The following is a 20,449-nucleotide window of genomic DNA, read 5'->3' on the forward strand; positions in this document are numbered from 1 at the left end:
TAGACCCATCCTCTTTCTAGTTCAGAGGAGCTCTTAAAATTTACGTCCGTGACAGTTTTTAAATTTCTTGCCTGAACCACAAGGGCACAAATCGTTGCGTTTCACTTGTGACAAGTCAATATCTGCTGGAATATCTTGTTGTTGCGCTGCAATGTTGCGAGTCGCAGTTGTTGAAATACTGTGTTCCGTACGTGGACGTTCTTGTTCGTGAATTTGGGCTTTCATCATGAGACGAGTCACATCAAATTCAATCGATCCGATCATATCGTTAAACATACGGAAACTTTCTGATTGGTATTCTACCACTGGGTTATTTTGCGCATACCCACGGAGTCCAACCGCATTTCGCAATTGATCCAAAGCATCGATATGGTCCGTCCACTTGCTGTCCACCACACGAAGGATCAAGACTTTTTGGAATTCTTGCACAGACTCTTCGTCACGCAATTTCGCTACTTGGCTAGCATAGATTTCTTCTGCACGTGCATACAAGTAATCGATAACTTCCTTGTCAGATTTTCCTTCAATATCGCTTGCAGAAATCGTATCTTCCGGAACCAAATTGTATTTGGCAAAGTTCAGAATCGCTTCAACGCGTTCTTCCTTGCTTGAGTGGCTGGCCCCTTCAACAATCCGTTTGATGGTCCGTTTGATCATGGCCTTGATTTCAGGTGCCAAGTCACGGTTAGCTGTGATAACATCATAGCGTTCAGCGTAGATAATTTCCCGTTGTTCCCGCATCACGTCATCGTATTGAAGGACTTGTTTACGGGTATCGTAGTTGTTTCCTTCAACCCGTTTTTGTGCACCCTCTACTTGACGTGTGAACATATTTGAACGGATCACCGATTCTTCTTCGCTCAACTTGAAGCGATCAAGCACTGCTTTGATACGCTCTGAACCGAAACGACGCATCAACTCATCTTCAAGAGAAAGGTAGAATTGAGATTCACCTGGGTCCCCTTGACGTCCAGAACGTCCACGCAACTGGTTATCAATACGACGGCTTTCGTGACGCTCTGTACCAATCACACAAAGTCCACCAAGTTCACGAACTCCTTCACCGAGCTTGATATCGGTACCACGTCCGGCCATGTTGGTCGCGATGGTAACAGCACCACGTTGACCAGCGTTCATGATGATTTGCGCTTCTTTGTAGTGGTTTTTCGCATTCAAAACTTCGTGAGGGACACCTGCTTGAACCAACAATTGAGAAAGGTAATCACTGGTTTCAACGGCAACGGTACCTACTAGGACTGGTTGACCTTTTTCATGACGAGACTTGACATCTTCCACAACAGCCTTGAATTTTGATTTCAAGCTTGGGTAGAGAAGGTCTGGATGGTCAATACGAGCAATCGGACGGTTGGTTGGAATTGGAATCACGCGAATGTTATAAATTTCACGGAATTCTTCTTCTTCAGTTTTCCCTGTCCCTGTCATCCCTGACAACTTCTTGTACATACGGAAGAGGTTTTGGTAAGTAATCGATGCAGATGTTTTGGTTTCTTCTTGAACTGGAACACCTTCTTTGGCTTCGATCGCTTGGTGAAGACCATCAGAATAACGACGACCTTCCATGGTCCGACCAGTAAATTGGTCAACGATCAAGATTTCTTGATCTTCGCTGACCACATAGTCGATATCCAAAATCATGATGTAGTTGGCACGAAGGGCATTGTCGATAAAGTGAGTCAAAGCTACGTTTTCAATATCGTACAAGTTTTCAAGATTAAAGTAGCTTTCTGCTTTATCGATTCCTGAATCAGACAAACCGATGGTTTTAGATGGGACATCGATAATGTAATCGTCCTCTGTCAAGGTCTTCACATAAGCATCCGCCATGTGGTAGAGCTGGCTCGTATCAGAAGCTGTCTGACCAGAAACGATCAATGGAGTACGGGCTTCGTCAATCAAGATGGAGTCTACCTCATCGACCAAGGCATAGTTCAATGGACGTTGAACCATGTTTTCTGCGCGCACAACCATGTTGTCACGCAAGTAGTCAAACCCGATCTCTGAGTTGGTTGAGTAAGTGATATCACAGAGGTAAGCTTCTTTTTTCTCAGCTGGAGATTTTGCTGCAAGGTTGATCCCTACTGAAAGACCAAGCCATGAGTAAAGTTCTCCCATCTCTGTTGCATCCCGCTCGGTCAAGTATTCATTGACGGTAACAACGTGTACCCCTTTGCCAGACAAGGCATTCAAGTATACCGGCATGGTGGCTGTCAGGGTTTTTCCTTCCCCTGTACGCATCTCTGGAACGTCACCATGGTGAAGGACGATTCCCCCCATGACCTGAACCTTGTATGGGAACAAACCAAGAACCCGTTTTGCAGCTTCACGAACAACTGCAAAAGCCTCGTACAAGAGATCATCCAAAGACTCACCATCTTGGTAGCGTTGCTTAAACTCAACTGTTTTCGCTTTTAATTCGTCATCCGTCAAAGCTGCCATTTGGTCTTCATAAGAAAAGACCTTGTCAGCCATTTTTTCAAGGCGTTTGATTTCGCCTCGATCATTTTCAATAATTGTTTTTAATAAATTTGCCATTTTTTTCCTTACTTTGAATTTTTCAAAATCTAAAATGTTCTTTTTATTCTAGCATTTTTTAAACATTTTTTCAAGATCAAGGCTGTATCTTACAAGACTTTCGAGTGGTTTTTTTCGTGTAAGAAAATCCAAAAAGATGCCTGCTCAAGCAGACATCTTTTCTATATACGGTGTTTATTCAGACAAATGGTAAGAATAGCTTGCCACAACCACTTCTTCATGCCAACGAAGTGCATACTTCAATTTCAAACTCATTTGGTTGTGGAGAATATTTTGCCAATGTTTTTTAGGAATAAATTGAGGGACTAAGACTGTAACGGTGTTGCCTTTTTCCTTGGCCTCCTCAGCTACTTTTGAGACAAATTCAACTGTTGGCTGGATAATATCCCGGTAACTCGTCATGACATTTTCAAAGCGAATATGAGGGAAATAATGCTTAAATTCTTCCGCCACTTCCGCATCTTTAACCTTGGTTTCTTCCGTTGAGACGTGCATAGCTATAACATCGTTTCCTAGGCTATTTGCATAACTCATAGCTCCCACACTTACCTGAGTGACATTCCCAACAAGGACAATCACGGTATTGCCCGCATAACTTGTCTTTTCAATCTTACCTCCCAAGCGCAATTGAGCCGCAACTTTATCATAGTGATTACGGATACTCAAGAACATCCAAAGCAAGAGACCAATAATAGGGAAGAAGGGCCAGATCTCACGCAAACGGAATAATAAGAGGATCAAGACAATCCCATAACAGATGGCTGCCCCCAGGATATTGGCAAGCGAATACTTAAGAAATCCTTTTTGATATTGGCGTTTCCAGTGGATCACCATCCCTGTTTGAGAAAGGGCAAAAGGAATGAAGACCCCGATGGTATAAAGCGGAATCAAGCTTTCTGTTTGCCCATCAAAGATCAAGAGCAAAACGATGGCACCAATCGCCAAGGTCAAAATCCCATTAGAATAGCCCAGACGATCCCCTTTTTCCATATACATGTGTGGCATGTATTTATTTTTAGCCATGTTAAAGGCCAACATTGGAAAGGCTGAGAAACCGGTATTAGCCGCAACTGCCAAGATCAAGGCTGTTGATAATTGGAAGACGTAAAAGAAGGCTTGTCCGACTGGGGAATTCCCTAAGATGGCTTGGGCCATTTGGGCTAGAGTTGTTACCCCTTTTGCCGGAACGACACCCACCCAGTAATTGAGGAAGGTAATCCCTGCAAACATGATCCCCAAAATCAAAGCCATGATGGTCAAGGTAGAGGCTGCATTCTTTGCTTTTGGTTTCTTAAAGAAAGGAACCGAATTGGAGATGGCTTCAACCCCTGTTAGTGAAGCCGATCCACTCGTAAAGGCCCGCAATAAAAGAATGACACTAACCCCTGAAATGGTTTGACCCACATGAGCAGTTGCGTTATAGGCCAAGTGACCCGTCAAGATTTGGATCACACCATAGCCGATCAAGGCAATGGTACTGACAATGAACAGATAGACCGGAATCATCAAGGATGTCGCTGATTCGCGCAATCCCCTCAGGTTCATCAGCATCAAGAGCAAGACCAATAAAATGGAAATGTGAAGATTATAAGGATGAAGAGATGGAATCGCTGACGTGATGGCATCTGCACCGGAAGAAACAGATACTGCCACTGTCAGCATGTAGTCGACTAAGAGACTACCACCAGCGATCAAACCCGCTTTGGGAGACAAGTTCTCCGTAGTCACCATGTAGGCCCCTCCCCCTTGAGGGTAGGCATGAATGACCTGGCGATAAGAAATCGTTAAACTGGCTAGGAGAACCAGGACCACAATCCCAATCGGAATGGACCACCAAATGGCTCCCGCTGAAACGGTCATCAAGACCAGGATAACTTGCTCTGGACCGTAGGCGATAGAAGAAAGCGCGTCACTAGAGAGCATAGCCAAGGCCTGCATTTTCCCAAGCAATCCGCCTTCACCTTCTGCACCAGATTTCAATGGACGGCCAATAAACCATTTTTTCAATGTTGAAAACATAAAAAACTCCTTGAAAAAAGATCATGAGGCCGGGAGTTCCCTGCCTCTTTTTCATAAAACAGGGGTTATTCTACTCCTTTTTTTCAAGACTGTCAACTAAAATTGTGAAATTTTCATAAAACTTTCATTATGTTCATTCATTCAAGCTCTCTTAGATCAGCCAGCTTCTTTTCAAATTGATCCAAGCAAAAAACGAGGCTGGGACAAAAATCCTAGCCTCTCAATTATTTTTGGATTGTCGAGCAAGACGCAGTGGTTGAGTGGGCTCTACTACGCTGATTTCATCAGTTTTTACAGCCCTACTCAACTGTTCGGAGGTGGGACGACGAAATCGAATTCTAACGAATTACCGATTTCTGTCCCACTCTCACTTTTTTATTTTGCTTGATTTTCGACATAAAAGGCAATGACATCCGAAGTGTACTGGGCTGTGCCAACTCCAAACTTGTCGATGTTTTCCTTGAATTCTGGATTATAAACATAGCCTTTGCCGATATGGCCAAAAACTTCTATAGAGCAGTCAAATCCATACGTTCGAATCGCGTCTAAAAGTTTGGCGGCTTGATCTTGGTTTTCATTTGCAGATACGGATAGACCATCATTGAGATTTTGCGCCAAAGTTTGAAAAACTTGGTTGAAGGCTTCCGTAGCCTCATCTTCACGCCCTTTTTGACGTTCAAGCGCTTGATCCATGACTTCTTGACCGTACTTATCTACCGCCTCTTGCTGGTATTTTTGAGTATCTTGGTAGCTAAATCCAGTAAATTTTTCCTCAATGGTCATTTTTCTTTCTCCTTTTTGTTCTTGAATGGTTTTTTGCAAGGTAGAAATCAAGGTATCCAGACGTTGTCTTTCTTGAGTCAAATAGTCCAACTGTTTGGTCAAATGGGGCAATAAGTTAGATTTTTCTTCAGCTAAGAGTTCTGCTATTTGGTCTAAGGAAAACCCTAGATACTTGTAGTAGAGAATCACCTGTAATCGTTCTAAATCTTCTTGACTGTATGTCCGATAGCCATTTTCAGATTTCACAGGGACGAGAAGTCCTATCTTGTCATAGTGGTGCAAGGTCTTGACAGAGACACCCGACAGCTCTGCAGCTTCTTTGATATGGTACATGATTTCCTCCTTATACTCAATGAAGATCAAAGAGCAAACTAGGAAGCTAGCCGCAGGCTGTACTTGAGTACGGCAAGGCGATGCTGACGTGGTTTGAATTTGATTTTCGAAGAGTATTACATGGATAGTATAATCCCTCCCCTTAGGTCAGAGTCAAGGCTTAACATAAAAAAAGTTTTCAGATAAAAAGGCTTGAGTTGTTTCATAGCTTTTAACTCAAACCCCTTCTTTTTTATGGATGACTTACGATCAATTCTAAACCTTGCCCTTCCAAAGTCCAGGATTCAACATCGCTCGGTAAGATAAAGTGGCTTCCTTTTTGAATAGGATAATCCTTTCCATCTACCGTCAATTTACCTTCTCCGGCTAAGACGCTCAATAAGCTGTAATCAGCGGTCTTTTCAAAATCAGCTTTTCCAGTCAGTTCCCACTTATAAACGGTGAAGAAATCACTTGCAACCAAGGTGGTCATACGAAGATCATCGATTACAACTGTATCTGGATGGCTATTGGCAGGCTCACCGATGTTTAACACATCAATTGATTTTTCCAAGTGAAGTTCACGCAAGTTTCCTTGAGCATCCTTACGGTCAAAATCATAAACCCGGTAGGTGGTGTCACTCGACTGTTGGGTTTCAAGAATCAATATTCCAGATCCAATGGCATGCATGGTCCCACTTGGCACATAGAAGAAATCTCCAGCCTTGACAGGAACTTTTGTCAGCAAGGCATCCCAGTTCTTGTCCTCAATTTGCTGGCGGAGTTCTTCTTTTGACTTGGCATTGTGCCCATAGATAATCTCAGATCCTTCATCAGCCGCAATCACATACCAACACTCAGTTTTTCCAAGTTCTCCTTCATGCTCCATTGCATAGGTATCATCTGGGTGCACCTGTACACTGAGCCAATTGTTGGCATCCAAAATCTTTGTTAATAAAGGAAAGACAGGCTCTTTACGATTACCGAATAATTCCCGATGCTCTTGATAGAGCTGATCCAATCCCATTCCTTCGTATGGACCATTGGCTACTTTAGAAACCCCATGTGGATGGGCTGAAATCGCCCAAAATTCACCGACATGGTCGCTCGGAATTTCGTAACCAAATTCTTCTTTCAGACGAGTTCCTCCCCAAATTTTTTCCTGCATGACTGAATGTAAAAATAATGGTTGTCCCATAATATCCTCCTCGCATTTCATGTTTCTATTATACAAAAAAAAGAAAGTTTTTGAAAGCCCTTTCCATCATTTTCCTCTCTCGCCAGAAACTTCATTTTTGTGTATAATGAAAGGGATGACACTAAAAGAAAACATTATCCAACTGGCTCATTCTATTGGGATTTCAAAAATTGGCTTTACAACCGCTGATGACTTCGCTTATTTGGAAAAATCGCTCCGCTTGGCCGTTGAGGAAGGACGGAATTCTGGATTCGAGCATAAGAATATTGAAGAGCGCATCCAACCCAAATTAAGTCTCTCCTCCGCTAAGACCATCATCTCAATCGCTGTCGCCTACCCCCACAAACTCAAGCAGCAACCTCAAAAAACAGCCTATAAAAGAGGAAAATTCACGCCCAACAGCTGGGGATTAGACTACCATTATGTCCTTCAAGACAAGCTCAACCGCTTAGCTGCTGGGATTGAAGAAATGACGCAAGATTTTGAATACAAGGGCATGGTCGATACTGGAGCACTGGTTGATACGGCTGTCGCCCAACGAGCTGGTATTGGCTTTATCGGAAAAAATGGCTTGGTCATTTCAAAAGAATACGGTTCTTACATGTTTCTGGGGGAATTGATTACCAATCTCGAAATTGAACCAGATCAGCCTGTCGACTATGGTTGTGGAGACTGTCGACGTTGTTTAGATGCATGCCCAACCTCCTGTTTAATCGGAGATGGCTCTATGAATGCCAAACGCTGTTTGTCCTTCCAAACTCAGGACAAGGGCATGATGGACCTAGGATTTCGCAAGAAAATTAAAACGGTCATCTATGGATGTGACATCTGTCAGATTAGCTGCCCTTATAATAAAGGGCTAGATAATCCCTTGGCAACAGAAATCGATCCTGATCTGGCTCATCCAGAGTTGATTCCCTTTATAGAACTGTCCAACGGACAATTTAAAGAAAAATTCGGGCATGTTGCTGGAAGCTGGCGAGGTAAGAATATCCTCCAACGCAATGCTATTATCGCACTAGCCAATGCCAATGACCGCTCGGCCATCCCTAAGCTCCTGAACATCATCGAAACTTCACAAAATCAGATCCATATTGCAACGGCTATCTGGTCTTTAGGGCAACTGCTCCGTGAAGTCACGCCAGACCTTGTTGAGCTCTTACGGAATATCAAACATCCGACCGATGCTATCATAGAAGAACGAACTGCTTTCTTTGAAAAATTCGGCATTCAAGCAGATTCACAGCTACAATGAAAAAACACTAAGGTTGTCGCCTTAATGCGAAAGCGTATACAAATTGCTATTTTATACAAATCTATTAACTTCTGTAAAAATAAAAAAATTTATTCGTTAGAATTATTCAATCATCAACTGAAACTTTCCGACGTGAGAAAAGCTCTTGAAACTATTAAGTTTCAAGAGCTCGGGAGTTTTGAGACCTTAGGCTCAAAACTAAGTCATGGAACTTCAAAGAAGTTCGCTGACGTCCGTACTCACCTAAGGAAAGTTTCTAAAATGACTTTGTCATCAATCTGACACTAAGCTTGTAACCTTAGTGTTTTTTTAATTCCTTCAAGAAATACCAACTACCCATCTCTACTTGGTTAAAGCAAATCTCACTTGAATAGACTTCCTTGTAGCCATTTTTTGTATAAAAATAGACATTTCCTTTGGTATTGGTATAAAAGGCTAGTTTTTCCCCTTTGATCTCTTCCAAGAAAGGGTCAATTCCTTCTGTCATAAAGCGACTGCCATAGCCCTGCCGTTGGTGTTTAGGGGCGACTGCGAGAAGCATCAAATACCAATCAAAGTCTACATTTTGCTCCAATTCCTTATCCGTGTCCTCCATAAATTTAAAGTAGGCCAACATATTCTTCAAGGAAATAAACTTGAGCAAACCAAATCCCCCATTTAAGAGATAGGCCCGAAAAGGAATCGGTCCCTTTTGCAACAAGGCAACTGCATAAATTTCATCATTTTTTTCTGCCACAAGGCAAATATGGTGCTTAAGAAAAACCTTTACCAGGATGCGCATCATTGCCTCAACAAAGGCAGGATACTGCTTGGGATCACGCACCAAATCCTTGATGACTTTTAAAAATAGATAGTCCTCAAAGGCTGTACTGGCTACTCGAACCACCTGATCCAGATCTGCTTTTTTTGCTTTTCTGTACTTCATCTTCTCTCCTATTCTAAGTCCACTTTCCAGTATACACTATCCCTCGCTCTTAGACAAAGGTCAATTTTTAGGAATTTGTTCATTCAAGCCAGCAAAAAGAGTCCTCCCCAGACGAGTCCCAATCCCCAAGCGACGAGGACATCCTTGGGATAATGAACCCCTCCAAGAACTCGGACAAGGGCTAATAGAAGAGATAGGAGCATGGAGCACATTCCAAGCGGAAGCGACAACTGACAGACACACATCGAGATAATGGTCGCCGAAAAAACATGTCGGCTAGGAAAGGAATGACCGGATGAATTTTTTTCTAATAAGGGTTGAATCTCCCATTTTTCATAAGGTCTTGGAACATTGACCCAATGACGAAAGAGGCTAAACAAGACAAAACCCGAAGCAGGGATCCAGATAAAAGGCCAGATTCCTCCCATTGAAGTTTTCTTAAAAAACAGCCAACAAAAGGCCAGGCCGTAGATGCCTGGCATGGCGAACGTCAAGATTCGATTCATCCTTTGAAGAACCTGCACACGATGTGGCTTTCTCGTAAAAGGCAGGGTTAGCCAACGATAAAATTTCGTATAATCTTGAAGATTGGGCTTCATGTTGGCACTCCTGTCTTTCATCTTATTTTATACTACTAGTATACGCGATCCTAAGAAAGCCTGTCAAGCCAGGCTCCTTTTTATCCTTTCTTTCTTCTTTTTCACATTAGAAGCGATCTATTTTTGACGCTTTGTCATTTTTCTGTACCTAAGAATCGTCTTTCCCATTACTATTATCGATAAAAAAATGAGGCTGGGACAAAAGTCCTAGCCTCTTAATTGTTTTTGTATTGTCGAGCAAGACGCAGTGGTTGAGTGGGCTCTACTACGCTGATTTCATCAGTTTTTACAGCCCTACTCAACTGTTCGGAGGTGGGACGACGAAATCGAATTCTAACGAATTACCGATTTCTGTCCCACTCTCATTTTTTCACTTTGTATGTTACGCCCTTTGTATCTTATTTTTACGCCACTTCTTCTGTGAATTGGCTATTATAGAGATCAGCATAGAAGCCATTTTGGCTCATGAGCTCTTGGTGGTTGCCTTGCTCGATAATATTTCCGTCTTTCATCACGAGAATCAGATCCGCATTACGGATAGTGGACAAGCGATGGGCAATGACAAAGGAGGTCCGGCCTTCCATGAGTTTGTCCATGGCTTTTTGAATCAACTCTTCTGTACGGGTATCGACAGATGAGGTTGCTTCATCTAAGATAAGAAGCGGGGCATCCTTCAAGAGGGCACGCGCAATGGTCAAGAGTTGCTTTTGACCAACGGACAAGGTCACTGAATCATCTAATACGGTATCGTAGCCATTCGGTAAGGTCCGAATAAAGTGATGGACCCCAACCGCTCGGGTTGCCGCTTCGACCGCTTCATCTGAAATATCGGTTTGATTGAAGACCAGGTTTTCCCGGATAGTCCCTTCAAAGAGCCAGGTATCTTGTAAGACCATCGAAAAGGCATCATGAACTTCTTCACGGCTCATGGCCTTAGTATCCACACCATCGATGGTAATTTTACCAGCTTGAATGTCGTAAAAGCGCATCAAGAGATTGACCATGGTGGTCTTACCAGCACCTGTTGGACCAACAATAGCGACCTTTTGTCCTGGCTTCGCTTCAGCTGTAAAGTCATGGATAATAGTCTTATCTGGTGAATAGCCAAAACGAACATGCTCAAATTTTACATGACCTTTTGTTGTTTCCAATTGACGTGTTTTTTGGGATTCGTCTTCCATTTCTTCTTCGTCTAAGAATTCAAAGACACGCCTCATAGCAGCACTAGCTGATTGTAATTGGGTAATTCCTTGGGCCATTTGACCAATTGGTTGGGTAAAGATACGGACATAGGTCATAAAGGCCACAATGGTCCCAATGGTAATATCTCCATTAATGGTGAGGGCAGCCCCTACGATACAGACCATGACATAACCAAAATTCCCTACAAACTGCATCAAGGGCATCATAATCCCAGAGAAGAATTGGGATTTCCACATGCTTTGATACAAATCTTGATTGATGGCATCAAAATGATCTTTGGCTTGATGACGGCCATTGTAGGAAATAACAACATTATGTCCACTATAGATTTCTTCAACATAGCCTGAAACTTTGGCAAGATTATCTTGTTGCTGTTTAAACAAAGGCTGACTCTTGACCATAATGATGCTGGAAAGAGCAAAGCCGGCAAAGACGGATACAATCGCTGTGACAGCTAAGTGCCAGTCCGTCTTAAACATCATAAAGATAGATCCAATCAATAAGACGATAGAGGAGACCATTTGAACCAAACTTTGGTTAAAGGATTGGGTCATCAAATCCACGTCATTGGTCACACGAGACAAGGTATCTCCTTGTTCATGGCTATCAAAATATTGGAGAGGTACACGATTGATCTTTTCAGCGATGGCATTTCGCAAGCGTTCTGCGAAGCGCTGAATCATCGTTGAGATAATAAAACTACTGCTGTAGGACACCAGTGCTCCAACTCCATAAAGGATGGCTAAGGTCAGGGCAATCGAAGTGATTTTGTCAATATCAATGGCGCCTCCCATCCCTTTTGTGATGGTATCCGTGATTTCTTTTAACTTATCCGGTCCAATAACCGTGATAATACTCGATACGATTGAAAAGAGGATAGCAACTAGGAAAAATAGGTGGAAGCCCTTCAAATAGGGAGAAAGTTGTCTCCAAAGGGACGAATCTTGTTTTGTTTTATGCATGTTCCAACTCCTCCTTAGACAATTGTGAATAGGCAATTTCTTGATAGACTTCATTGGTCGCAAGCAATTCTTTGTGGGTGCCTTGACCGACGACCTTCCCTTGATCCAAGACCAAAATCAAATCCGCATCCATAATTGTCGAAATCCGTTGGGCAACGATCAATTTGGTCGTATCTGCCAGCTCTTCTTTCAGGGCTTGGCGCAAGATACGATCCGTTTTGTAATCCAGGGCTGAGAAGGAATCATCAAAGATGAGGATCTCGGGCTTGCGTGCAAGGGCACGCGCAATGGCCAAGCGTTGACGTTGACCGCCAGAGAAGTTGCTTCCTCCTTGCGCTACTTCTGTATCCAAGCCCTTCTCTTTTGTGACAACAAACTCTTTGGCTTGGGCCAATTCAAGGGCTTTCCAGATGGCTTCATCCTCTAATTTTCCTTGACTACTTTCTCCAAATTCCATATTAGAGCGAATCGTGCCGCTAAAGAGCACAGCTTTTTGGGGGATATAGCCGACTTTATTATTCAATTCTTGGTGGCTATAATTCTTGACATTCACCCCATCCACTAAGATCTTTCCTTCTGTCGCATCGTAAAAACGTGGAATTAAGTTGACCAAAGTGGATTTACCAGAACCAGTCGACCCGATGAAGGCAACGGTTTGTCCCTTTTGAGCTGAGAAGGTCACATGCTCAATCACAGCACGAGAAGTCCGTCCATATCTAAAGGAAACATCTTGAAATTCTACGGTACCTGCTTGGTCTGATTTTTCTTTTGACTCACTTGGGAAGGCTACAGACGGTTCAAGAGCCAAGACCTGATTAATCCGTTTTGCGGATACCAAGGCACGAGGAAGAATAATCAAGATGGCCACCATCATCATAAAGCCAACGACAACCTGCATAGCGTAAGAAGAGAAGGTGATCATATCTGAGAAGACCTTGGTCCGATCCGCTAAGGCAGAACTCACCGCAAGCTTTGTAGGATTTGTTGGCATGGTGATATCATTGATCAAGTGCGCCCCAATCCAGTAGATAGCAAGGGTCAAGCCACTTGATACCACTGTCATGACAGGGTTCATCAGAGACATCAAACGATAAACAAAGAGATTTAGACGGGTTAAGCCCTTGTTTTCAGCCTGGAATTTCTCATTTTGATAAGCTTCCGCATTGTAGGCGCGAACGACCCGCACCCCAGTCAAACTCTCCCGCGTCGTCGCATTCAAGGCATCGGTCAAACCTTGAACCTTTTGCTGGCGTGGAAAGGCAATAAGAACCAGAACAGAAAGCAGAATCAAGACCATCAAGACCGCAATCCCAACAGAAGTTGTCCAGGCACTGCTCTTGCCCCAAATCTTGGTCAAAGCCCAAATCGCCATAATGGGACCACGCGTCACGACCTGCATCCCCATGACAATCATGATTTGTAACTGGGTCAAATCATTGGTTGTACGAGTTAAGAGAGAGGGAACGGAGAATTTCTTGATCTCGGCATCAGAGTAATCCATCACTTGGTGAAAAATCTCTCCTCGAAGTCGCGTCGTAAAGCTGGCAGCGACTCGTGAAGCCAAAAAGCCCACAAAAACTGCCATCAAAAAGCTTCCAAAGGAGAAAAGCAACATCTTGCTTCCCGGATCCATAATCTCCGAAACCTTGGTCCCATCCTTAGCTAAGAGGGTCGTGATATCAGATAAGTATTCAGGAGTCTTTAAATCCATCCAAACAGCCAGACAGATAAAGACCGTACTAAGGGCAATCATGCCCCATTCTTTGGCGGTTAACCGCCGAAACATATTGATCATTCCTCGCTCCTTTTTTTCATATTCTCATAAAATTGATGCATGACCTTGAAAAAGATGGCCAATTCTTCTTCTGATACACCAGCCATCATCTTCTGGTCCACTTCCTCAAAGAATTGTTTCATGTCATTCAACTTATTTTTCACACTGTCTGTTAGGTAGACATACTTGGCCCGTTTATCTGTCGGACTAGCCTCTAGATAAATGAAGCCATTTTTCTCCATCCGCTTGATCAGGTTACTCGTCACGGATTTTGAGATATGAAGTTCCTGCTCAACATCCCGAATCAAGGTCACTTTTCCTTCTTTCTCACGATGAGATAAAAAGCTCAATACCTGACCTTGTGGTCCTGCGCTAAATTCAAGCCCTCTCTTCTTGGCCTCTCTTTCTACCATGAGGTGGATCAGATGCCCTAGTTTTCTAAATTCTTGTAAAGGTTTGTCCATCATTTCCTCCAAATAGTTCTCTTAAGAACTTTAAAGTTACCATGAGAACTATTTTAACACAAAAAAGATCCCTGTCAAGAAAAAAGTTTCCATAAGAACTAAAAAAATGGAGCCGAATCGACTCCATCCTTCATCTTTAGATAATAATGCCTTCTAGATGATCCATCTCATGCTGACAGATCTGGGCTGGAAAACCTGACAAATGAATTGTTTTGGCTTTCCAATTCACATCTCGATAGGCCACTGTCATCTCCTCATAACGAGTTGTTGGCCGACTCCCCACTAAAGATAAACATCCTTCCTCTGTTTGATAAGGCTTTTTCTTTTCAAGGAGAACAGGATTAAACATGACCAGATTTTCATTGCCCATTCGAATGATAATCGCCCGCTTTTTCACTCCGATCATATTGGCCGCCAAACCCACACACTCAAGGAGATGAGCATTTAAGGTATCCTGCAAATCAAAAGCCAAGGGCGATCCTCAAGTGTCGCTTCTTCTGACTTTTGACCCAAGAATAAGACATCCTTCACAATATTCTTTTTCATTCCTTCCCTCTCTTCTTTATAGATAGACGAAAGAAACCGAGACAAATCTGTCTCGGTCTCGCTCTTATTTCTAACCTCTAAGAGACAATTGCTACTTATTTTTTAAACTTCTCGCTCACTTCTTTTGCAAGAACAAAGTTCCCCAAGGTCGCTGAACCATTGCCAGCAACTGCAGGTGTCACAATATAATCTCTCACATCTGGTACAGGGAGGTAACCGTTCAATAAAGCTGTAAATTTCGTCCGCACACGATCCAGCATATGTTGTTGAGCCATTACTCCTCCTCCAAAGACAATGATGTCTGGGCGGAAGGTAACTGTCGCATTCACTGCTGCTTGTGCGATGTAGTAGGCTTGAATATCCCATACATTGCTGTTGAGTTCAATGTTTTCCCCACGAATACCTGTACGAGCTTCGAGACTTGGACCAGCCGCAAAGCCTTCCAAACAGCCATTGTGGAAAGGACAAACACCCTTGAATTCTTTTTCTACATCCATTGGGTGTTGGGCAACATAGTAGTGACCCATTTCTGGGTGTCCAGCACCCCCGATAAACTCACCACGTTGGATAACACCAGCACCGATCCCTGTTCCGATAGTATAGTAAACCAAATTTTCGATGTGGCCACCCGCATTATTACGTGCCACCACTTCTCCATAGGCAGAGCTATTCACATCTGTCGTGAAATAGATGGGTACATTTAAAGCACGACGAATCGCTCCAACAATATCTACATTGGCCCAATTTGGTTTTGGAGTCGTTGTGATGAAACCATAAGTTTTCGAATTTGGATCAATATCAATCGGACCGAACGATCCAATTGCTAAACCAGCCAAGTTGTCAAATTTTGAGAAAAATTCAATAGTCTTATCAATAGTCTCAATTGGCTTGGTTGTTGGAAATTGTACTTTTTCAATCACATTGTAGTTTTCATCACCAACCGCACAAACAAATTTTGTACCGCCAGCTTCCAAACTTCCGTATAATTTTGTCATGTTGGCTCCTTTTTATTATGAAAAACATCCTGTATTTATTATAGCATATTTTATCGTCAATCTTTTTATCTTCTCTAAAGAAAAAGCACACTTTTTTTGAGAAATAAAATTCAAGGACTGGAGATGATCTGACCAGTCCTTGAGAACTTATTGATTCGATTAAGCTTTGACTTCGATGATGGCATCACCCTTCGCAACAGATCCAGTTGCAACAGGTGTGACAGAGGCAAAGTCAGCTGTGTTAGTGACGATCACCATGGTTGTGTCTTCAAGACCAGCTGCGGCGATTTTCGCTGCATCAAATGTACCAAGGATATCACCAGCTTTCACTTTATCACCTTGAGCTACTTTTTGATCAAATCCTTCACCATTCATTGATACTGTATCAATCCCAACGTGGATCAAGATTTCAGCACCATTAGCTGTTTTCAAACCGTAAGCATGACCAGTTGCAAAAGCAATGGTTACTTCAGCATCAGCTGGTGCATAGACAACGCCTTCAGTTGGTTTGATGGCAATCCCTTGTCCCATCGCTCCACTTGAGAAGACAGGATCATTCACATCAGCAAGCGCTACAGCACTACCAACGATAGGTGAGATGATCGTTTCATCTTGAAGAGATGCAGGAACATTTCCAGTTGTTTCTTCTTCAACCAGACGTTCAGTTGTCGCATTTTCAGAAGCAACCACAGGAGCTTCATCTTCATAACCAAACATGTAAGTCAATGCAAATCCAAGCGCAAATGAAACTGCTACCATAAGCAAATATTGAGCAAGTTGACCATTACCAATATAAAGCATTGTACCAGGAATGATAGTGATACCATTACCTGTTCCAGCAAGTCCAAGGAGAGATGCCAATCCACCACCGATTGCACCTGCGATCAATGAAAGGAAGAATGGTTTACGGAAACGCAAGTTAACCCCGAAGATAGCAGGCTCAGTGATACCGAGGAAAGCAGAAAGTGCTGCTGGGAAAGCTAAAGCTTTCAATTTTGCATTTTTAGTTTTCACAGCTACTGCAACTGTCGCAGCACCTTGGGCTGTCATTGCTGCAGTAATGATCGCATTAAACGGATTAGCATGATCGGCTGCTAACAATTGAACTTCAAGCAAGTTAAAGATATGGTGGACACCAGATACGACAATCAATTGGTGAACTCCACCAATGAGCAATCCACCAAGACCAAATGGCAAGCTAAGAATTGCTTTTGTACCAATTAAGATATACGTTTCAACTACGTGGAAAACTGGCCCAATAACGAATAATCCAAGAATTGACATCACGAAGAGTGTCACGAATGGAGTAACCAAAAGATCTAATACATCCGGAACTACTTTTCGGAGTGATTTTTCAAATTTTGCACCAAGAACCCCGATAATAAAGGCTGGAAGAACAGACCCTTGCAAACCTACAACCGGAACGAAGCCAAAGAATTTCATGGCAGTCACTTCACCACCACTAGCAACAGCCCAAGCATTTGGAAGTGAACCTGAAACAAGCATCATACCAAGTACAATACCCACTGCCGGATTCCCACCAAATACACGGAAAGTTGACCAAACAACAAGACCTGGCAAGATAATAAAGGCTGTATCTGTTAAGATTTGAGTGTAAGTTGTGATATCTTCTGGTAGAGTCACACCAAGGGCATTCACTAAACCACGAACACCCATGAAAAGACCAGTCGCAACAATAACTGGAATAATTGGTACAAAGACATCACCGAAAGTACGGATCGCGCGTTGGAACCAATTCCCTTGTTTAGCTGCTTCAGCTTTCATCTCAGCCTTAGTTGAGGTTGGTAATCCAAGAGCTACTACTTCATCGTAGATCTTGTTTACAGTACCAGTACCAAAGATGATTTGGTATTGACCTGAGTTAAAGAAAGCACCTTGTACTTTTTCGATATTCTCAACAACATCTTTGTTGATTTTTGATTCATCTTTTACCATCACGCGAAGACGAGTCGCACAGTGAGCAACACTGCTAACGTTCTCAACCCCACCGATTGCATCGATGACCTGCTTTGCAATTTCTGTATTTGACATTTTGCAAAAATCTCCTTGTTTTTTTGTAATGTAAACGGTTAAACCGTTTCTACGTTTTCAATTGTACCACGTATTGAAAATATGTCAACCGTTTTGCAGGATTTTTTTGAAACTTTTTAAACTATTTCGACAGCTTTTGATAGAATGTAAGAATTTTCATTTGCACAATCGCTTTAATAACGCTGTCAAAGGGTGATTCCTAGTTTTTTGTTTTCAAAAACTTTCATATTTTCATTCGTTTTCATTTTTAAACCTCTTTAAAACACCTTCTTGTAGATGTCAAGCGTTTGACATTTTTAGCTGTTTTTTCCATTTATCACTTGCATTTTTAATGGGAAATCTGTACTATGGAAGTAAGAAAAAATTCGGAGGAATAAAATGGAATGGACAACTGAACGTCGTTATCGACGTTACGAAGACTGGACAAGGGAGGAAAAGCAAGCCATCCAAGATCTTATGGAGAAATCTCCTTGGCATACACACTATCATGTTGAGCCAAAAGCTGGTCTCTTAAATGATCCTAACGGTTTTTCCTACTTTGATGGAAAATGGATCTTGTTTTACCAAAATTTCCCATTTGGTGCCGCCCATGGGTTAAAATCATGGGTACAAACAGAAAGTGAAGACTTGGTTCATTTCAAAGAAACTGGGGTAACGCTTCTTCCAGACACAGATCTGGATAGCCACGGAGCTTATTCTGGTTCTGCTATGCAGTTTGATGACAAACTTTTCTTATTCTATACTGGAAATGTTCGTGATGCTGAATGGGTCCGTCATCCCTACCAAGTCGGTGCTTTAATGGACAAAGACGGAAAGATTGAAAAAATTGACAAAATCTTGATTGATCAACCGGCTGACTCCACTGATCACTTCCGTGATCCTCAGATTTTTAATTTCAAGGGTCAATACTACGCTATCGTTGGTGGTCAAGACCTTGAGAAGAAAGGATTCATCCGTCTCTATAAGGCTGTAGATAACGACTATACCAACTGGGTTGCAGTCGGTGACTTGGATTTTGCAAACGATCGGACAGCTTATATGATGGAATGTCCCAACCTAGTCTTTGTTGGAGACCAACCCGTTCTCCTCTACTGTCCTCAAGGCTTAGATAAATCCGTTCTCGTTTATGACAATATCTATCCAAATATGTACAAGATTGGGGCAAGCTTTGACCCAGAAAAGGCCAAAATGGTTGATGTATCTGAATTGCATAATCTCGACTATGGTTTTGAAGCCTATGCGACTCAAGGATTTAATGCTCCCGATGGACGTGCCTATGCTGTTAGCTGGCTAGGTCTTCCAGACGTTTCTTATCCAACAGATTCCTATGACTACCAAGGAGCTCTCTCACTGGTCAAAGAATTAACTATCAAAGATGGCAAGCTCTACCAATACCCAGTTGAAGCGATCAAGGACTTGCGCGCTGAGAGTGAGGCATTTGCCAACAAGGCACAAACCAAGAACTGCTATGAATTGGAATTGCAGTTTGAAAAGGATAGCCAGAACGAAATCGTCCTCTTTGCCGATGCAGAAGGAAAGGGCTTAGTTCTCACATTTGATCTGGCTATAGGATTGGTCACAGTCGATCGAAGCCAGGCTGGTGAGCAATATGCCCAAGAATTCGGTACGAGCCGTAGCTACCCAATCGCTAACCAAGCGACAACCGCTAATATTTTCATTGACAATTCAATTTTTGAAATCTTTATCAATAAAGGAGAAAAAGTATTTTCTGGTCGGGTCTACCCACATGCGGATCAAAATGGAATCTTGATCAAGTCCGGAACCCCTACTGGAACTTACTACGAACTTGATTATGGTCGCAAAGCTAACTGATGTCGCCAAACTCGCCGGTGTCAGCCCTACTACTGTCTCACGGGTCATCAATAAAAAAGGATACCTGTCTGAAAAAACGATCCAAAAAGTCCAAGAAGCCATGCGAGAATTGGGCTATAAACCTAACAATGTTGCTCGTAGCCTCCAAGGAAAATCAGCCAAGTTAGTCGGCTTGATCTTTCCCAACATCAGTAATGTTTTCTATGCTGAATTAATCGACAAACTAGAGCACCAACTCTTCAAACACGGCTATAAAACCATCATCTGCAATAGTGAACACGACTCTGAAAAAGAGCGCGAATATATTGAGATGTTGGAAGCCAACCAGGTAGATGGCATCATTTCAGGAAGCCATAATTTGGGCATTGAAGATTACAACCGGGTAACTGCTCCTATCATTGCTTTTGACCGCAACCTCTCCCCAGAAATTCCGGTTGTCTCTTCAGACAACTACGCTGGTGGAGTACTTGCAGCAGAAACTTTAGTAAAAACCGGAGCCCGAAATATTATCATGATCACAGGTAATGACAACTCCAACTCCCCAACAGGCTTGCGTCATGCGGGGTTTGCATCGGTTCTACCTGAGTCCATGATCATTAATGTTTCCAGTGATTTCTCCCCTATTCGCAAAGAAATGGAAATCAAACAGATTTTAACCCACCATAAACCAGATGCTATCTTTGCATCCGATGATTTGACGGCGATCTTGATCATGAAAGTCGCTAGAGAATCAGATATTCAGATTCCTCAGGATTTGAAGGTAATTGGTTATGATGGAACCCAGTTCATCGAGACCTATACACCTGAACTGACAACCATCCAACAACCCCTCAAAGACATTGCTATCCTCATGGTGGATCTTTTGCTCCAAAAGATCGAAGGAAAAAAAGTAGCAACTACCGGTTATTTCTTGCCCGTTAGTCTCCACTCTGGAAAAAGTGTCTAAAAGCAATACCCCCTCAGTAGAAACTGTGGG

Annotated in this window: 14 protein-coding genes and 1 pseudogene; 3 read left to right on the top strand and 12 right to left on the bottom strand. The window is 42.6% G+C overall.

Annotated features, from left to right (window positions below):
- Nucleotides 1–33 precede the first annotated feature (33 nt).
- From secA to manA, 4 genes are all read right to left on the bottom strand, one after another.
- The gene (gene secA / locus HMPREF2904_RS10585; protein WP_021153773.1) at nt 34–2,553 is read right to left on the bottom strand and encodes a preprotein translocase subunit SecA; all 2,520 of its coding nucleotides are present in this window, start codon (nt 2,551–2,553) and stop codon (nt 34–36) included.
- A gap of 174 nt (nt 2,554–2,727) precedes the next feature.
- The gene (locus HMPREF2904_RS10590; protein ID WP_049484013.1) at nt 2,728–4,572 is read right to left on the bottom strand and encodes an APC family permease; all 1,845 of its coding nucleotides are present in this window, start codon (nt 4,570–4,572) and stop codon (nt 2,728–2,730) included.
- Nucleotides 4,573–4,947: 375 nt separating this feature from the next.
- Entirely contained in the window at nt 4,948–5,688 is a 741-nt protein-coding gene (locus tag HMPREF2904_RS10595) for a MerR family transcriptional regulator (protein ID WP_070662669.1), read from the bottom strand.
- A gap of 232 nt (nt 5,689–5,920) precedes the next feature.
- On the bottom strand, nt 5,921–6,865 hold the full coding sequence (gene manA / locus HMPREF2904_RS10600; RefSeq protein WP_070662671.1) for a mannose-6-phosphate isomerase, class I: 945 nt from the start codon (nt 6,863–6,865) through the stop codon (nt 5,921–5,923).
- Between the two features lie 115 nt (nt 6,866–6,980).
- On the opposite strand from manA, the gene queG reads away from it, so the two are divergent.
- On the top strand, nt 6,981–8,120 hold the full coding sequence (queG, locus tag HMPREF2904_RS10605; RefSeq protein ID WP_070662674.1) for a tRNA epoxyqueuosine(34) reductase QueG: 1,140 nt from the start codon (nt 6,981–6,983) through the stop codon (nt 8,118–8,120).
- Nucleotides 8,121–8,418: 298 nt separating this feature from the next.
- Here the strand turns inward: queG and HMPREF2904_RS10615 are convergent, their stop codons facing one another.
- From HMPREF2904_RS10615 to HMPREF2904_RS10650, 8 genes and pseudogenes are all read right to left on the bottom strand, one after another.
- Nucleotides 8,419–9,045: a GNAT family N-acetyltransferase gene (locus HMPREF2904_RS10615; protein ID WP_070662680.1), complete on the bottom strand. Its 627-nt coding sequence runs from the start codon at nt 9,043–9,045 to the stop codon at nt 8,419–8,421.
- 83 nt (nt 9,046–9,128) lie between these two features.
- Entirely contained in the window at nt 9,129–9,644 is a 516-nt protein-coding gene (locus tag HMPREF2904_RS10620; RefSeq protein ID WP_070662683.1) for a phosphatase PAP2 family protein, read from the bottom strand.
- Nucleotides 9,645–10,048: 404 nt separating this feature from the next.
- Nucleotides 10,049–11,809, bottom strand: a complete 1,761-nt coding sequence (locus tag HMPREF2904_RS10625; protein ID WP_070662686.1) for an ABC transporter ATP-binding protein — start codon at nt 11,807–11,809, stop codon at nt 10,049–10,051.
- The gene (locus tag HMPREF2904_RS10630) at nt 11,802–13,604 is read right to left on the bottom strand and encodes an ABC transporter ATP-binding protein (protein ID WP_070662689.1); all 1,803 of its coding nucleotides are present in this window, start codon (nt 13,602–13,604) and stop codon (nt 11,802–11,804) included. The genes HMPREF2904_RS10625 and HMPREF2904_RS10630 overlap by 8 nt, the downstream gene beginning before the upstream one ends.
- Nucleotides 13,601–14,047: a MarR family winged helix-turn-helix transcriptional regulator gene (locus HMPREF2904_RS10635; protein ID WP_070662691.1), complete on the bottom strand. Its 447-nt coding sequence runs from the start codon at nt 14,045–14,047 to the stop codon at nt 13,601–13,603. Before HMPREF2904_RS10635 ends, HMPREF2904_RS10630 begins: the two co-directional genes overlap by 4 nt.
- Nucleotides 14,048–14,183: 136 nt before the next feature.
- Nucleotides 14,184–14,593: pseudogene (locus HMPREF2904_RS10640) on the bottom strand (peptide deformylase).
- Between the two features lie 95 nt (nt 14,594–14,688).
- Nucleotides 14,689–15,588 (bottom strand): fructokinase ScrK, encoded by a 900-nt coding sequence (scrK, locus tag HMPREF2904_RS10645; RefSeq protein ID WP_070662694.1) that lies wholly within the window; start codon nt 15,586–15,588, stop codon nt 14,689–14,691.
- A gap of 159 nt (nt 15,589–15,747) precedes the next feature.
- A complete protein-coding gene (locus HMPREF2904_RS10650; protein ID WP_070662698.1) occupies nt 15,748–17,640 on the bottom strand; it encodes a sucrose-specific PTS transporter subunit IIBC in 1,893 nt (630 codons plus the stop codon).
- A 378-nt stretch (nt 17,641–18,018) separates the two neighbouring features.
- On the opposite strand from HMPREF2904_RS10650, the gene HMPREF2904_RS10655 reads away from it, so the two are divergent.
- Nucleotides 18,019–19,473: a sucrose-6-phosphate hydrolase gene (locus HMPREF2904_RS10655; protein ID WP_070662701.1), complete on the top strand. Its 1,455-nt coding sequence runs from the start codon at nt 18,019–18,021 to the stop codon at nt 19,471–19,473.
- The gene (locus HMPREF2904_RS10660; protein ID WP_070662704.1) at nt 19,454–20,419 is read left to right on the top strand and encodes a LacI family DNA-binding transcriptional regulator; all 966 of its coding nucleotides are present in this window, start codon (nt 19,454–19,456) and stop codon (nt 20,417–20,419) included. Before HMPREF2904_RS10655 ends, HMPREF2904_RS10660 begins: the two co-directional genes overlap by 20 nt.
- Nucleotides 20,420–20,449: the final 30 nt, after the last annotated feature.

Source organism: Streptococcus sp. HMSC072G04 (assembly GCF_001813295.1).
In the GTDB taxonomy this organism is placed as follows: Bacteria; Bacillota; Bacilli; order Lactobacillales; family Streptococcaceae; genus Streptococcus.

Bases quoted from the DNA above. Each gene is read 5' to 3' on its own strand.
- secA (WP_021153773.1), bottom strand. From the start codon at position 2,553: ATGGCAAATTTATTAAAAACAATTATTGAAAATGATCGAGGCGAAATC.
- HMPREF2904_RS10650 (WP_070662698.1), bottom strand. From the start codon at position 17,640: ATGTCAAATACAGAAATTGCAAAGCAGGTCATCGATGCAATCGGTGGG.
- queG (WP_070662674.1), top strand. From the start codon at position 6,981: ATGACACTAAAAGAAAACATTATCCAACTGGCTCATTCTATTGGGATT.
- HMPREF2904_RS10660 (WP_070662704.1), top strand. From the start codon at position 19,454: ATGGTCGCAAAGCTAACTGATGTCGCCAAACTCGCCGGTGTCAGCCCT.
- HMPREF2904_RS10595 (WP_070662669.1), bottom strand. From the start codon at position 5,688: ATGTACCATATCAAAGAAGCTGCAGAGCTGTCGGGTGTCTCTGTCAAG.
- HMPREF2904_RS10630 (WP_070662689.1), bottom strand. From the start codon at position 13,604: ATGATCAATATGTTTCGGCGGTTAACCGCCAAAGAATGGGGCATGATT.
- HMPREF2904_RS10620 (WP_070662683.1), bottom strand. From the start codon at position 9,644: ATGAAGCCCAATCTTCAAGATTATACGAAATTTTATCGTTGGCTAACC.
- HMPREF2904_RS10625 (WP_070662686.1), bottom strand. From the start codon at position 11,809: ATGCATAAAACAAAACAAGATTCGTCCCTTTGGAGACAACTTTCTCCC.
- HMPREF2904_RS10590 (WP_049484013.1), bottom strand. From the start codon at position 4,572: ATGTTTTCAACATTGAAAAAATGGTTTATTGGCCGTCCATTGAAATCT.
- HMPREF2904_RS10615 (WP_070662680.1), bottom strand. From the start codon at position 9,045: ATGAAGTACAGAAAAGCAAAAAAAGCAGATCTGGATCAGGTGGTTCGA.
- scrK (WP_070662694.1), bottom strand. From the start codon at position 15,588: ATGACAAAATTATACGGAAGTTTGGAAGCTGGCGGTACAAAATTTGTT.
- manA (WP_070662671.1), bottom strand. From the start codon at position 6,865: ATGGGACAACCATTATTTTTACATTCAGTCATGCAGGAAAAAATTTGG.
- HMPREF2904_RS10635 (WP_070662691.1), bottom strand. From the start codon at position 14,047: ATGGACAAACCTTTACAAGAATTTAGAAAACTAGGGCATCTGATCCAC.
- HMPREF2904_RS10655 (WP_070662701.1), top strand. From the start codon at position 18,019: ATGGAATGGACAACTGAACGTCGTTATCGACGTTACGAAGACTGGACA.